This window comes from Paenibacillus sp. TSM33, from assembly GCF_056099025.1.
The window spans coordinates 72,743-86,757 of sequence record NZ_JBLZXB010000013.1 but is presented as its reverse complement, the minus strand read 5'-3'; the positions used below and the strand labels follow the sequence as shown (position 1 = coordinate 86,757).

Below are 14,015 nucleotides of genomic sequence, written 5' to 3'. Positions count from 1 at the left end.
TTCTCCATTTAGAAACCAAAAATCCCCTGCTTGAAAAGCCGTGTGAGTTCAAAAAGAGAAAATCACGGCTTAACGGCAAGGGAACTATACTTATCTATATACAAATTATACTTTTAAATCACCATCGTAGGTAGCAATCATTTTGTAGAGTTCAGGACGACGGTCACGGAAAATGCCCCATTCGATCCGCCCTACTTCCAGCTCGTCCAGATCAAATTCGGCGGTAAGCACTTCCTCATCGGTACGACCAGCCTCTGCTATCTTATTCCCTTGAGGGCCAGCGATAAAGGATGAGCCGTAGAAATTGATGCTGGATTCTTCATCGGTTTCCTTTCCGATACGGTTGGAAGCAATGACTGGAATCAGATTGGAAGCTGCATGACCTAGCATGCATGTCTGCCAGTGGTCCTTAGAGTCAATGGAGGAATCTTGTGGTTCTGAACCAATCGCTGTCGGATAGAACAAAATTTCCGCGCCCATAAGCGCCATACAGCGGGCCGCCTCAGGATACCATTGGTCCCAGCACACGCCTACTCCAATTTTGGCATAACGTGTATTCCACACTTTAAAACCGGTATCGCCCGGATTAAAATAAAACTTTTCCTCATACCCAGGACCGTCCGGGATGTGGCTTTTGCGGTATTTACCCAACACTTCACCGTCTGCATCAATGACAGCAAGGCTGTTGTAACGAGCGTAGTTCTTCTTCTCGTAAAAGCTGATTGGCAGCACAACCTGCAATTCCTTGGCAATCTTCTTGAAATGGTTAACCGCTTTGTTGTGCTCCAGCTCCGTTGCATATACATAATAATCAGACTTTTCCTTCTGGCAGAAGTACGGAGTCTCGAATAATTCCTGCAGCAAAATAATTTGTGCGCCTTGGGCTGCCGCTTCACGTACCAGTTTCTCTGCTTTGCTGATATTTTCTTCGATATTGGTAGAGCAGCTCATTTGGGTAGCCGCCACTTTTACTTTTCTCACTTTAGTCCTCCTTATAAATGTTGTATCGTTCAACGCTTTACAGCAGGCATCTGCTGGGTTGTACAGTGTACATTACCGCCTTCACGGATAACTGCCATACCATCTACAGTGCGAATCTTGCGATTCGGAAATACTTTTGACAGTTCTTGCTGGGCTGCAAGATCACTTTCAGCAGCAGTCCCACCAAACACTGGCAAAATAATGCCGCCATTCACAAAGTAGAAGTTAATATAGCTCAGTGTCAGTCGGCTGTCTTCATAATCCACACGCGGCGGTTGGCCGATCTGAATCACTTCCAGCTTACGCCCTTTGGCATCTGTTGCTTGCTCTAGAATACGCAGATTTTCCTGCGTGATTTCGTAATTTTCATCCTCAGGATCATCACATACTTGCATAATGACCTTACCAGGAGCAGCAAAACAAGCAATATTGTCCACATGACCATCCGTTTCGTCGCCACTGAGTCCACGTTTTAGCCATATAATTTTCTCGGCACCTGTATATTCGCATACGTACCGTTCTATTTCTTCTCGGCTTAATTCCGGATTGCGGTTGGGATTGAGCAAGCACTCTTCGGTTGTAATAAGAGTACCTTCGCCATCTACGTGCAGTGAGCCGCCTTCCATTACTAGCGGTGCATCTAACCGTGGAACTCCAAGCTGGTCCAGAATTTGCGGCGCAACCTGGTCATCCAGATCCCATGGAGCATATTTGCCGCCCCAGGCATTAAACTTCCAGTTAATACCTGCCAACTGGCCATGCTCGTCCGTCAGAAAAGTTGGACCGTTATCACGTAGCCACGCATCGCTGTGCTCTATCGGTAACAGTTCTACCCGTTCCCCGAGCTTAAGAGCTTTAACACTCTCCAGATCATCTGGATTTACGACTACGGTAACTGGTTCAAATTCCGCCATAGCACTTACGATTTCGGCATAACCCTTACATACCTTGGCATGCATATCGGGGTAAACCATTGAAGATTGTACAGGCCAGGAAATATACGTACGTTCATGTGGCGCCCATTCAGGCGGCATCTTATAATGTGAATCCTTAATTTGCATGTATTGAAACTCTCTTTCTTTTCAGAATGTAGACTCCGCTCCTATCATACAATAATATGATCTTTGTCTCAATCGAAGCGGAAAAGTTTTAATAATTTACATTGAAATTTGAGAAAATTACTTTGAAAAGGTGATTGCTTTCACCGTACTACCATCAAAATCCTTCACGGTAAATTGTGCTCCCTCCAGCACACCATAAGAGGATGGATAGTTTTCTTTTGGCAATGCGATTGAACCAGGGTTCAGTAGAAAGACCCCGTTTTCCACATCTGCTACCGGAATATGAGTGTGTCCTTGAATGAACACATCACCAACTTCTAGTGGCGGTAAATTTCCGATACTAAAACCATGTCCGTGCGTGATATAGATTCGCCGTCCTTCATGGTACAGCAAAGCATAATCACCCATCATCGGGAAATCCAGCAACATCTGATCCACTTCTGCATCGCAATTCCCGCGCACCGACACTGCAATGTGGGATTTGTACTGGTTCAGTATAGCAGCCACTTCCGCCGGATTATATCCTTCTGGTAACGGATTACGTGGTCCATGGTACATATAATCTCCAAGTAGGACAAGACGGTCAGCTTTCTCCTCCTTGAATTTTTCCAGTGCCAATTGCAACCAGTACAGCGAGCCGTGAATATCTGATATAAACATTAATTTCATAGTTTTCCCTTCCTTTCTGAATAGTCGATAGTAAATTTGGAATGTTTCCTCATACGTTCATTATTACATTATTCCCTGAATAAATCTGTGCAAAAATGTTTCTTTACGTTGAGTAGTTCTCTTGAAGCATGATCGTATTGTGGTTGTCTTTCCTAATAAAGTTTTGATGAGTGCTTCTCGTTCTTCAATTAATTTTTCATCATAATTAGCATTGTACAGGAGTACTAATTGTGATTTTTCTTTTTCTGTCATAGCTTGTCCACACTCTGTTTATGTAGTTAGATACTCGTAGTAAATGATGCTCATGAAAAAAATTAGCGACCGCTTCCTCCATATAAAGCAGAAGCGGTCGCCACCTAAAAACATCATTATGTTTTTATAACTTAGTTACTGGTTTATTTATAAATTAACGTTTCAAGCTTTCACCGTTCGTGGCAATAACTTCTTTGTACCAGTGGAACGATTTTTTCCGGTATCTTTCAAGTGTGCCGCTGCCATCATCATGACGGTCAACATAAATGTAACCATAGCGTTTTTTAAGCTGAGCAGTCGACGCGCTGACAAGGTCGATACAGCCCCAAGACGTGTAACCCAGAACCTCTACTCCATCTTCAATCGCTTCCCCAACTTGAACCAAATGATCATTCAAATAGTTGATCCGGTAGTCATCTTCAACCGTTTTTTCACCTTTTTCATTGGTGATAAGCTCGTCCACAGCGCCCAGACCATTTTCAACGATGAACAGTGGTTTTTGGAAGCGATCATAGAATGTATTCAGCACATAGCGCAGACCTTGCGGATCAATTTGCCAGCCCCACTCACTTGCCTCAAGATGCGGATTGCTAACCCCACCAAGGATGTTACCTTCACCTTTGACTTTTTTAGCTTCGTCTGCAGTTTCACAAGTACTCATGTAATAGCTGAACGAGATAAAATCAACGGTGTGCTTCAGATCTTCAGCATCACCCGGCTCGAAATGAATAGAGATTCCGTTTTCTTTAAAGAAACGTTTCATGTAACCTGGGTACTGACCTCTTGCATGAATATCGGCAAATGCCATGTTTCTGTGATCAAATTCCATTGCTGCAATTACATCGTCTGGATTAGGTGTCAACGGATAAGTAGGCATACTCAGTACCATACAACCAATTTTGAAATCAGGATTAATCTGATGACCGATTTTTACTGCTCTTGCACTCGCTACCAGCTCATGGTGAATAGCTTGATAAAGATCTTGTTCACTAAGTTGATCTTTAGGTGTGCTAATCCCGCCACTCATGAATGGTGCTTCAAGAATGGAGTTGATTTCATTGAACGTCAACCAGTATTTAACTTTGTCTTTGTAGCGATTAAATACAGTTGTTGCATAGCGCTCATAGAAATCAACAAGCTTACGGTTCACCCAACCATCGTATTCTCTGGACAAATGTAAAGGTGTTTCATAGTGAGATAATGTAACGAGTGGCTCGATGCCATATTTATGAAGTTCATCAAACAAATCATCATAAAATTGCAGGCCTTTTTCATTAGGCTCCAGCTCATCACCTTTAGGGAAAATACGTGACCAAGCAATGGAAGTACGAAACACTTTAAAGCCCATTTCCGCAAAAAGTTTGATATCTTCTTTATAATGATGGTAAAAATCAATACCGATCAACTTCATATTATCTTCTGTTGGTACATCCGTAACCGGCCCCCAACCACCACGAGGAGTTACATCCTGAATGGACCAGCCTTTTCCGTCTTCTTGATAAGCGCCTTCGAGCTGATTAGCAGCAACTGCTCCGCCCCACAGGAAATCTTTTGGAAACTGTGTACTCATATTTTCTCCGCCTTTGCTGATGTTTTTTCATTAACTAGGACATAAACACGTTACCTCTATGCTAATGTTTATAAAGTACTTCTAATTGAATCTTAAGGTTTGTAACGCGTTTCATGTCAAGTATTATTTTAAAAACTTGCAGAGTCTATAATCGTATTATCTCCAATACTTACTTCCATATTTATAACAACGTCCCCACCCATCTATCCGTTAATTACCAATTGTAACTGGGTGAGCTATTCTTCAAAGTGGAAGGCCTCTATTTCCTTTTTTCCACCAATTGTAAATTGTAGGTCAGGCTTTCAAGGGTAACTGAAATCAACCCATACATGTATTCATCGTGCGTATCGTTTTTCACAAAAATCTCGGGCATATGTTCTTTGGGTACATCTTTAAGACAGCCGTTATAAATATCATCCAACAGTGCTGGTTTAGATAACTCTCCAGTCAAAGCAATCGATACAGGGTCTATAATCGCAATAATGGATGTTATCGTTTTGATCGCCAAAGGAACAAATTCCTGTGTGCTATTTAACTGTTTAAGCTGTTCCTCTCTCGTTATGCCAAAGGGTAAAAAGGAAACTTCCCCAGCAAATTTGGTATTTCCTTTTAACAAATGTCCATCGACAATAAAACCCGCTCCCGGAAAATTATCCTTGGGAAACGTAACAATAGCGAAGGTTTTGTCCTCATCATAATTTTGCATGTTATAAAATCCATAGACGGTCAGATGCATATCATTTTCAATGGTGACTTCTACCCCGTATTTATCTTGGAGGCGTGGTCCTACAGGGACTCCTATCAGCAGATCAAGATCGCAGACATCAATAACCCCTTGATGAACAACCCCCGGGATGCCAATACCAATCGCTTTAACGTTTTCGTAGTTGTTAATCAGCTCTTCAATTTGGTGATCTATTACTTCATAATCAATATGAGGCACAACGGATGTGTTCTCTGCAATAATATCGCCAAGCATATTGGCAACAGCATAAGTAAGAGAATCTACTCCGCCTTCCGTTTTCACAGTTAAACAAATAATATAGGAATAATCAGCGTTATATTTGTAACGTCTAGCCGGACGTCCACCGTTCGATTCTTCCAATTCCATCTCTAATACTTCTCCGGTTTGAAGAAGCTCATTTAGAATATTTCCGCAGGTGGCCACACTAAGTCCTGTAATACTGGCTATAGACGACTTGGTTGCATATTCCTTAGATTTCAGTGTGTTTTTAACTAGCTCTACATTAATGTGTTTGACCCGAATGGTATTATTGGAAATTGGTTGTATTGGAATACACTCCTTTTGAAGTGATTATTAAAAGCTTAATAATAAGCTGTAATATAACGCTCTGTTTACAATAAGTCAATTTGCATAATTCATACATAACAATATGATTCTCAATTTATCCGTCGTTCACCGTGATATACTATGGATAAGAAACAAATATTTAGCGATAAATCTAACAAGAAAAGGGAGATTTTATTGTCAACTAGTGAATATGTAGCAATCATTGCATTGATCTTCTCCGTCACACTTTTGTTCAAGGTCTACCGTCTTCAGTCTCGGCTTAATGACCTGAAATCCGATATGGAGCGTCTTGAGAATCGTTCAGGACTAACGGGAACCTCAATGTCAAGTACAATCGCTCCTCCTGTTCCACATTTCCCAGACGCAGATGCTTCTTCCGAAGAAATCAATGAAAGGCTGCTTCTACTGATCAGGGAAGGAAATAAGATTAAAGCCATAAAAGAATTAAGAACCGCTAAGGATCTTTCTCTTAAGGATGCAAAAGATTATGTAGATCATTTGGAAAAGCTTTAAGAAAGGAAGAATTAAAATGAGTATCAGCAAAACAAACGCCATGCGCATATTAGATGGGCAACACATCCACTACAATATTTTGAGTTATGACCATCAAGATGGAAAAATAGATGGTATGAACGTAGCCGAAAAGATCCAAAGAGCACCGGAATCCGTTTTCAAAACCTTGGTTGCACATAGCAAACAAAATCTGTTTGTTTTTGTCATTCCTGTACATAAAGAGCTTGATCTTAAAAAGGCTGCTAAGTCTGCGGGAGAGAAAAAAATTGAAATGCTTCCAGTTAAGGAATTGCAAAAGCACACGGGATATATTCGCGGTGGCTGCTCTCCCATTGGGATGAAAAAGCTTTACCCCACTTATATCGACCAGCCCGCGGTTGAACTGGAAACGATCGTTGTAAGCGGCGGAAAAATTGGAACTCAACTAGAACTGAGTCCGCACGATTTAGCTCAAATCATTCAAGCACAGTTTACAGATCTATCGCACACGGTATAAAACTCATCACGTCATCATAAAATCTTTATGCGTATTTTCTCTTAAACCCATGCTTCATCATGCTTCAACCTAGAGAGGAAGATCAAATGATGCATAATGATTGCTCAAAAAAAGCCGGAATCCCCCAGCCCATAAGAAGTGATGGTGCAGGGGGATTCGACAAGGGTCCACGTGATGTAATGAGGGATTTACAAAATCCTGATATGCTGGTTCCTCCCGTAACGGACAATGGTCTCATACCGAATATGCGGTTTTCTTTTTCAGATGCTCATATGCAGCTTAATCATGGTGGGTGGTCAAGAGAAGTTACAGTAAGGGAATTACCCATTGCCACAACTCTAGCCGGAGTGAATATGAGTTTGACACCGGGCGGTGTCCGTGAGCTTCACTGGCATCAGCAGGCAGAATGGTCTTATATGCTGTTAGGAAGTGCACGTATTACGGCAGTTGACCAAGATGGACGTAATTTTATTGCTGATGTGGGCCCAGGCGATCTCTGGTACTTTCCACCGGGCATCCCGCATTCTATACAAGGCCTTGAAGAAGGCTGTGAGTTTTTGCTGGTTTTCGATGATGGCAGTTTTTCCGATCTGAACACCTTATCCATCTCAGATTGGTTCGCGCATACTCCCAAAGAGGTGCTTTCTGCAAATTTCGGGATTCCAGAAGCTGATTTTGCAGCAATTCCTCAAGACCAAGTGTACATCTATCAGGATTCCGTTCCCGGTTCAATCCAAAGTCAAGCGGTTCCCTCTCCCTATGGGACATTGCCCCTATCCTTTAAGCATGAATTACTAGCTCAGCCCCCGACCAAAACACCGGGCGGAAGCGTACGGATCGTCGACTCCTCCAATTTTCCGATTTCCAAAACTATCGCAGCTGCCCTTGTTGAGATTGAGCCCGGAGCCATGCGAGAGATGCACTGGCACCCCAATAATGACGAATGGCAATACTATCTTGCCGGGCAAGGACGGATGACTGTCTTTGGTGGTAATGGTGCAGCCCGTACATTTGATTTTAGGGCAGGGGATGTTGGATATGTGCCTTTTGCTTATGGTCATTACATTCAAAATACTGGTTCCAGCTCACTATGGTTTCTTGAAATGTTTAAAAGTGACCGTTTTGCAGATGTGTCCCTAAATCAATGGATGGGCCTTACGCCTACAGAACTGATTCAAAGTAATTTACATGTTGGCGCTGATGTGATCTCTAATTTACGAAAGGTCAAATGGCCCGTCGTCAAGTATCCTGGTTACTCTTATGACCCTAAAAGGAAATAACGGGAATCACTTTGTTATGATGACTTCCAGCTGTTTCTGTGGCTCAGGACAAACTGCTCAAATGAGACCGGACAGCGCCCACTGATAAGCTTAACGGTATCGGTCACTTGGTCTTCACTTCCATTTTCGCGTATCCTTCTATCCAATCCTGCCAGCATATCTGCATATTCTTCAGGCATTCCAGCGCGAACCATGCCCGCTTGCAACTCTTCATCAGACAACGAGATATGCTGGATCGGTTGGAATGTTGCTTTTCCAATAATTTCAGCCACTTCGTCATATGTTAGTGTTTGAGGTCCAGTGATTACATGAGCCGTGTTGTGTGGTTTATCGTCAATAAGAGCCCTCACTCCCACTTCTGCAATGTCATCTGCACTTACAAAGCCTATTCTCCCGTTTTGGGTTGCACTATAAATGGCCTTGTTATTTTTGATCGTGTCCACATGCTGGCCTTCTGTGAAATTCTCCATAAAGTAGGATGGTTGCAATACAGCCCACTCTGGAGCTAATCTACGAAGTGCTTGATGCACAGGTCCAAATACTGGTCCGTCCTCAGGCACAGATGCGCTGCCTAAAAGCACGAATCTTTGCACTCCTTCCCTCAAGGCCCTCTCAATAAAAGGAATCATCACTTTGGCGGGATTGATGTCCAGCACAGGTACTACCAAATAAATTTTATCTACATTCATCAGTGCCTGTGCATGTGTTGATTCATCATACCAATCAAAATATACATAATCTGTCCCTTCCCAATTGCCGGGCTTAGTACGCCCTGCCAAACGTACCGGATACTGAAGTTGCGTAAGTCTGGCGGCTACACGGCTGCCTGTTTTGCCGTTTGCTCCTGTAATCAACGTTATATTTCTGTCTTTCATGAAATTCATCTCCTATTTATATTTTTTATTTTCGCCTAGATCTCCATATCTCCTTGAAGCTTGAACTTTTTCATTCATGATTCCAGGGCTTCAAGAGCGACCAAAGGATTCCAATAATCTTTGTAGTGAGTAATTTTTCCGTTCTTCAACTTAATAACAGAAATGTAGGTTTGATTATACGGTTTACCTGTGCTCACAGCCTGCGCCTCACAGGCAAATTCGGCCACGAATAAATCCGGGTCCGTTGTCGTATGGATAATTGGTGAAGAGAAGCCCTGAATCCGAAGCATATTAGGAAACTCCTTAATATACTCGTAAATCGCTGCTTTGCCCTGAAGCATTTGTGCAAAATGCTTAGGCGCATAAGGGAACTCGAAAACAGCGTGATCATCAAATAATGAAATCCATTGCTCCATATTTTCTTCTAACATGTTGCTCATAAATTTATGCATGACTGCTTGCGCTTGCTGTTTTGCTTCGTCAGTATTCGGATTAATTGTCATGGTAGACACCTCGTCTATTTATTTTTAGTTCCTGCTTAAAAAACGAATTCAAGACGCGAAAATGAACATAGTATTCTAGATTGATCAGTCTATAATATTTAAAAAAATTTGACTAATCAGTCTGGAATTTTCAAAAAATAAACGCTATTAAGCGTTCATAAAGGTCAATCCAAAACCGACAGCGTCGTACGCACAATATCTCTAAGCACCTCAGTGCTGGCGCCTGTCTTGGCGGTAAATGTCAACGATAGTCGGGCATGATTTAGAAATCTGGCGATTGACAATAGCTCAGAATCCGTAGCCTGAATCTCCCCCTCTTTTTGGGCGCGGACTAGGGCGCTGTAAAAAGCAAGTTCAAGCTTTTCGGTGTTTTCAGAAATAAATGTTTTGATTTCATGATGATGTGGAGCCTGTTCAATAGCACTATTCATAATAAAGCATTCCTTGGACAGCTTCTTATCCGTCAACACTCTAACAGACTCATTAAAAATCGTCGCTATTGCATCCTTAATGCTCCCAGGTTGACTGAGCAGATGAACTACGGCTTCGGTTTTGTCACGTATATAAAGCTGAATAGCCGAAAAAAACAAATCATATTTCGTTCCGTAGGTATCATAAAGACTCTGCCGCGCTATACCTAGCTGATCCAGTAAAATTGTCAGAGAAGTTCCCTCATAGCCATGCTCTCCAAATACAGCCATAGCTTTTCGCAGAACACTTTCAGTATCAAATTCTTTAGCTCTTCCCAAACCTCATGTTCACCTCCTTGCCTATGATTATAATTATTACAGACTGATCAGTCAAGAAAATAAAATTAATTTTATTCACAAAAAAACCATCGTACCGAAATACGATGGTTTATGAATGTTTATTTTATTCAAATGCACAGGTGTAAATGATGCAGTCCGACTATTCCTCAGAGTCTACGTTATGGTAAACCTGCTGAACATCCTCCAAATCCTCTAATGCATCAATCAATTTATCAAATTGGGCCTGTGCATCTTCTGGAAGAGTAATATCATTTTGGGCAAGCATGGTGAGTTCAGCAACGGTAAACTCAGTTACCCCTGCCTGCTTGAAAGCTTCCTGAACAGCATGGAATTGATCAGGCTCTGCATATACGATGACGGCTTCATCTTCTTCAATGATGTCACGAACTTCGACATCTGCCTCCATCAGCAGCTCCAGCACTTCATCTGGAGTTTTACCTACCAGACCAATAACTGCTGTTGAATCAAACATATAGGCTACAGATCCGCTAACGCCCAGGCTACCGCCATTTTTAGTAAAAGCAGAACGCACATCCGATGCTGTACGGTTTACGTTATTGGTCAGTGCATCTACAATGACCATGGAACCGTTCGGTCCGAAACCTTCATAGCGCAGCTCTACGTAGTTTTCATCGCCAGCACCTTTTGCTTTTTCAATAGCACGGTCAATGATCGCTTTCGGTACATTGTACGTTTTTGCACGTTCTAACACGACTCTTAGTACCCGATTGGATTCAGGATCAGGCTCGCCCTGTTTGGCTGCCACATAAATTTCCACGCCAAATTTAGCATATATACGACTCGTATTAGCATCCTTGGATGCCTTCTTTTCTTTAATGTTATTCCACTTACGTCCCATAATATCCCGCTCTCTTCCTGTATGAATATACACAACGAACTTCATTATATCCTTGTATATTATATCTCCTAAAGGACATACGAACAAGTTTAAACAACTCCGTTATGGAAAAATAAACAATTCAGCCTACAATCCTCCTCATCTATGGACAACAATCCTATGAATGTCTAAGATGAGGAGGAAGTCTGACTTGAAGGAGATTATTCACTTGGATGTCTTACATAAAAAGTTGAGCAATAACCATGAAATCACGGTATATGAAACCACGGAGCTGTATGGTGAAAAGGGATTGTTTCGGGTGATGCAATTTTCCAATGCAGCCATCCAAGGTGCGATGGATTTGAATGATCCGCAACGCATTCTGTTCGAATATCCCAGAGCAATCATCCACCTCATGGAGCTAAATGATCCGTCATTTGAAGACGTGTTTGTTATCGGACATGGTGTAGGCACGATTGCGGGTCATTTTGCAGACAAACGTTTTAAGATTGCCGAGCTGGACGCACAAGTGGTAGAATTTAGCCGAACATTCTTTGGATACGATCAGGACAATGTAGTTATTGGTGATGGACGCCACATTCTGGAGAAGGAGAGCCCGGATGCTTATGACTATATTATTTTGGACGCCTTCACGGAGCAGGGTACGCCATTGCATTTAATATCTTGGGAATTTATCAAAATGGCTAAAAAAAAGCTGGATACCGAAGGCTCGCTAATTATGAATGTAATAGGCAAAAGTGAACACGATCATCTAATCCATGCCATTCACACAACGTTGCGTGAAGAATTCGCCTATGTCACAGCGTTCTCCCTACCCGCGGAAGGCATTGCCGACATCCAAAATATCATTATGATAGGTCGAGACAAGCCCATTCGGTTTCAAGCACGTCAGATGGCCGACTTTCATGAGATTGCACTTGGAGAAGGCCATATTTTGCGGGATACAGATGCTTAGTGTTGAATGAGGTCCAATATCCGTCTCTCTACATCTTGGATATGAATCGACTCTTTGTGGCTACTTCTTCGCTCTACGAATTCTACTTTTCCGTGTTCAGCATCTTTACCAACGACGATACGCACGGGAATACCTACTAAATCCGAATCTTTGAATTTAACTCCTGGGCGTTCCTCACGATCATCTAGCAGTACCTCCACACCGCACTGCTGCAGTTGGCTGTAAAGCTCCTCAGCTATGTTCATCTGAAGCCTGTCTTTCACAGAAATCGGAATGATATGAACCTGAAACGGGGCCAGCGCATGCGGCCATATCATTCCGTTCTGGTCATGATTTTGCTCCACAATGGCGGACAGGATTCGGGAAACACCAATACCATAGCAGCCCATAATCATCGCTTGATTGGTTCCAGACGCATCTAGAAAGGTCGCCCCCAACTTCTCACTGTACTTGGTGCCCAGTTTAAATACATGTCCAATCTCAATTCCACGGTGGAGTTCCAATTTCCCTTCGTCACATCGAGGACATCTATCCCCTTCTATAACATTACGCAAGTCTGCCACATGCCGAAGATCTAGATCGCGCCTTGGATTAACATGCCGATAATGGTAGTCCTGCTCGTTCGCCCCTGCGAAACCGCTGGACATTTGGACAACGGCGTAATCCACCCACACAGGGATTGTCAAGCCGCATGGACCTATGGACCCGGGTGGGGTTCCAGTTGCCTTTGTGACGGCATTTGCACTTGCTATTTCGAATTTTTCACTACCTAAAATTTGTTTAACTTTTACTTCGTTGACCTCATGATCTCCTCTGACAACTACCGCAATCGGCTGATCGTCAGCCATATAAATCAATGTTTTGATGATTTCTTTAGGCTCTATGTGAAGGGTATCAACCAGTTGTTCTATGGTGCGCAGACCTGGAGTATACAGTTTTTCCATTTCATCTGTATCGATAGAAGGATGGCTATCATGTTCATTTTCATCGAAGACAGAAGATATTCCTATGCTTCCCGTCGAACGCGGCTCCGCCTTCTCAAGATTGGCAGCATAATCACAGCAGGTGCACGCCACTATGGTATCCTCTCCTATATCAGCCAGCGCCATAAATCCGTGGGTTTCACCTTCACCACCAATAGCACCAGCATCTGCTTCGACGGCGCGAAAATTTAGACTGCAGCGGGTGAAAATACGTTGATATGCCTGGAACATGGTCCAATAAGTGTGATCTAGTCCTTCCCAATTGGCATCAAACGAATAGGCATCCTTCATCAAAAATTCTCTGCTGCGAAGCAGCCCAAACCGAGGACGTCGTTCATCCCGAAACTTGGTTTGAATTTGATACAGTATTACAGGCAATTTGCGATAGGAATTCACTTCATTTCGTATTAAAGACGTAATGACCTCTTCATGTGTAGGACCCAATGCGAACTCCCGACCATGCCGATCTTGCAAACGCATCAGCTCGGGACCGTACACATCGTATCTCTCCGATTCTTGCCACAGCTCCGTTGGCTGTAATACAGGCATCAGCAGCTCTCCAGCTCCTGCACGATCCATCTCATCTCGTACAATTTGCTCCACTTTTCTAAGCACCCGTCTGCCCAGTGGCATATAGGTGTACATTCCAGCCGCCAATTGGCGGATAAATCCTGCCCGCAGCATAAGCTGATGGCTAATCACTTCGGCCTCTGCAGGTGCTTCACGCAAGGTTGTCAGTAATAATTGGCTTTGGCGCATGTGTGGCTTCCTCCTTGTAAGAATAATAAAATGTACACAAAAAAACACATCCGTCAGGGACGAATGTGTCGTGGTACCACCCTTCATTTGACCGTAACCCTATACGGGACGGTCCTTCTTCAGATAACGGCATTTAGCCGGTAACGGTTTATCTTACGCACCGCTACAGCTCGCAAG

Annotated in this window: 14 protein-coding genes; 4 read left to right on the top strand and 10 right to left on the bottom strand. The window is 42.9% G+C overall.

Annotation, left to right across the window (positions count from 1 at the left end; genetic code table 11):
* Nucleotides 1–105: 105 nt before the first annotated feature.
* From aguB to ACN6NF_RS11390, 5 genes are all read right to left on the bottom strand, one after another.
* Nucleotides 106–981 carry an N-carbamoylputrescine amidase gene (aguB, locus tag ACN6NF_RS11410; protein ID WP_016818981.1) on the bottom strand — a complete coding sequence of 292 codons (876 nt, stop codon included), beginning with the start codon at nucleotides 979–981 and terminating at the stop codon, nucleotides 106–108.
* Nucleotides 982–1,010: 29 nt separating this feature from the next.
* Complete coding sequence (locus tag ACN6NF_RS11405; protein WP_474317755.1) at nucleotides 1,011–2,042, bottom strand: agmatine deiminase family protein; 1,032 nt, start codon at nucleotides 2,040–2,042, stop codon at nucleotides 1,011–1,013.
* 117 nt (nucleotides 2,043–2,159) lie between these two features.
* A complete protein-coding gene (yfcE, locus tag ACN6NF_RS11400; protein ID WP_474317754.1) occupies nucleotides 2,160–2,711 on the bottom strand; it encodes a phosphodiesterase in 552 nt (183 codons plus the stop codon).
* A gap of 406 nt (nucleotides 2,712–3,117) precedes the next feature.
* Nucleotides 3,118–4,533 (bottom strand): glycoside hydrolase family 1 protein, encoded by a 1,416-nt coding sequence (locus tag ACN6NF_RS11395; RefSeq protein ID WP_090739263.1) that lies wholly within the window; start codon nucleotides 4,531–4,533, stop codon nucleotides 3,118–3,120.
* A gap of 259 nt (nucleotides 4,534–4,792) precedes the next feature.
* The gene (locus tag ACN6NF_RS11390; protein ID WP_474317751.1) at nucleotides 4,793–5,701 is read right to left on the bottom strand and encodes an ROK family protein; all 909 of its coding nucleotides are present in this window, start codon (nucleotides 5,699–5,701) and stop codon (nucleotides 4,793–4,795) included.
* 264 nt (nucleotides 5,702–5,965) lie between these two features.
* Here ACN6NF_RS11390 and ACN6NF_RS11385 point away from each other — a divergent pair, with 264 nt between their 5' ends.
* The 3 genes from ACN6NF_RS11385 (at nucleotide 5,966) to ACN6NF_RS11375 (ending at nucleotide 8,134) form a co-directional block, all read left to right on the top strand.
* Nucleotides 5,966–6,358 carry a ribosomal protein L7/L12 gene (locus ACN6NF_RS11385; protein ID WP_474317749.1) on the top strand — a complete coding sequence of 131 codons (393 nt, stop codon included), beginning with the start codon at nucleotides 5,966–5,968 and terminating at the stop codon, nucleotides 6,356–6,358.
* A gap of 16 nt (nucleotides 6,359–6,374) precedes the next feature.
* Entirely contained in the window at nucleotides 6,375–6,854 is a 480-nt protein-coding gene (gene ybaK, locus ACN6NF_RS11380; protein WP_019687163.1) for a Cys-tRNA(Pro) deacylase, read from the top strand.
* Between the two features lie 89 nt (nucleotides 6,855–6,943).
* Complete coding sequence (locus tag ACN6NF_RS11375; RefSeq protein ID WP_474317841.1) at nucleotides 6,944–8,134, top strand: oxalate decarboxylase family bicupin; 1,191 nt, start codon at nucleotides 6,944–6,946, stop codon at nucleotides 8,132–8,134.
* Nucleotides 8,135–8,148: 14 nt separating this feature from the next.
* Here the strand turns inward: ACN6NF_RS11375 and ACN6NF_RS11370 are convergent, their stop codons facing one another.
* The 4 genes from ACN6NF_RS11370 to ACN6NF_RS11355 form a co-directional block, all read right to left on the bottom strand.
* Nucleotides 8,149–9,009: an NmrA family NAD(P)-binding protein gene (locus ACN6NF_RS11370; protein ID WP_474317746.1), complete on the bottom strand. Its 861-nt coding sequence runs from the start codon at nucleotides 9,007–9,009 to the stop codon at nucleotides 8,149–8,151.
* 74 nt (nucleotides 9,010–9,083) lie between these two features.
* Nucleotides 9,084–9,512: a nuclear transport factor 2 family protein gene (locus tag ACN6NF_RS11365; RefSeq protein WP_474317744.1), complete on the bottom strand. Its 429-nt coding sequence runs from the start codon at nucleotides 9,510–9,512 to the stop codon at nucleotides 9,084–9,086.
* A gap of 164 nt (nucleotides 9,513–9,676) precedes the next feature.
* Nucleotides 9,677–10,261, bottom strand: a complete 585-nt coding sequence (locus tag ACN6NF_RS11360) for a TetR/AcrR family transcriptional regulator (RefSeq protein ID WP_474317742.1) — start codon at nucleotides 10,259–10,261, stop codon at nucleotides 9,677–9,679.
* Between the two features lie 160 nt (nucleotides 10,262–10,421).
* A complete protein-coding gene (locus ACN6NF_RS11355; RefSeq protein ID WP_025364795.1) occupies nucleotides 10,422–11,141 on the bottom strand; it encodes a YebC/PmpR family DNA-binding transcriptional regulator in 720 nt (239 codons plus the stop codon).
* A 190-nt stretch (nucleotides 11,142–11,331) separates the two neighbouring features.
* On the opposite strand from ACN6NF_RS11355, the gene ACN6NF_RS11350 reads away from it, so the two are divergent.
* Complete coding sequence (locus ACN6NF_RS11350; protein ID WP_474317740.1) at nucleotides 11,332–12,096, top strand: spermidine synthase; 765 nt, start codon at nucleotides 11,332–11,334, stop codon at nucleotides 12,094–12,096.
* Here the strand turns inward: ACN6NF_RS11350 and ACN6NF_RS11345 are convergent.
* A complete protein-coding gene (locus tag ACN6NF_RS11345; protein ID WP_474317738.1) occupies nucleotides 12,093–13,838 on the bottom strand; it encodes a proline--tRNA ligase in 1,746 nt (581 codons plus the stop codon). The genes ACN6NF_RS11350 and ACN6NF_RS11345 overlap by 4 nt on opposite strands.
* Between the last annotated feature and the right edge of the window lie 177 nt (nucleotides 13,839–14,015).

Excerpts from the sequence above, each read along its gene's own strand:
- ACN6NF_RS11405 (WP_474317755.1), bottom strand. The coding sequence starts at position 2,042 with ATGCAAATTAAGGATTCACATTATAAGATGCCGCCTGAATGGGCGCCA.
- ACN6NF_RS11365 (WP_474317744.1), bottom strand. The coding sequence starts at position 9,512 with ATGACAATTAATCCGAATACTGACGAAGCAAAACAGCAAGCGCAAGCA.
- ACN6NF_RS11355 (WP_025364795.1), bottom strand. The coding sequence starts at position 11,141 with ATGGGACGTAAGTGGAATAACATTAAAGAAAAGAAGGCATCCAAGGAT.
- ybaK (WP_019687163.1), top strand. The coding sequence starts at position 6,375 with ATGAGTATCAGCAAAACAAACGCCATGCGCATATTAGATGGGCAACAC.
- ACN6NF_RS11395 (WP_090739263.1), bottom strand. The coding sequence starts at position 4,533 with ATGAGTACACAGTTTCCAAAAGATTTCCTGTGGGGCGGAGCAGTTGCT.
- ACN6NF_RS11375 (WP_474317841.1), top strand. The coding sequence starts at position 6,944 with ATGCATAATGATTGCTCAAAAAAAGCCGGAATCCCCCAGCCCATAAGA.
- ACN6NF_RS11385 (WP_474317749.1), top strand. The coding sequence starts at position 5,966 with ATGGATAAGAAACAAATATTTAGCGATAAATCTAACAAGAAAAGGGAG.
- ACN6NF_RS11345 (WP_474317738.1), bottom strand. The coding sequence starts at position 13,838 with ATGCGCCAAAGCCAATTATTACTGACAACCTTGCGTGAAGCACCTGCA.
- ACN6NF_RS11370 (WP_474317746.1), bottom strand. The coding sequence starts at position 9,009 with ATGAAAGACAGAAATATAACGTTGATTACAGGAGCAAACGGCAAAACA.
- yfcE (WP_474317754.1), bottom strand. The coding sequence starts at position 2,711 with ATGAAATTAATGTTTATATCAGATATTCACGGCTCGCTGTACTGGTTG.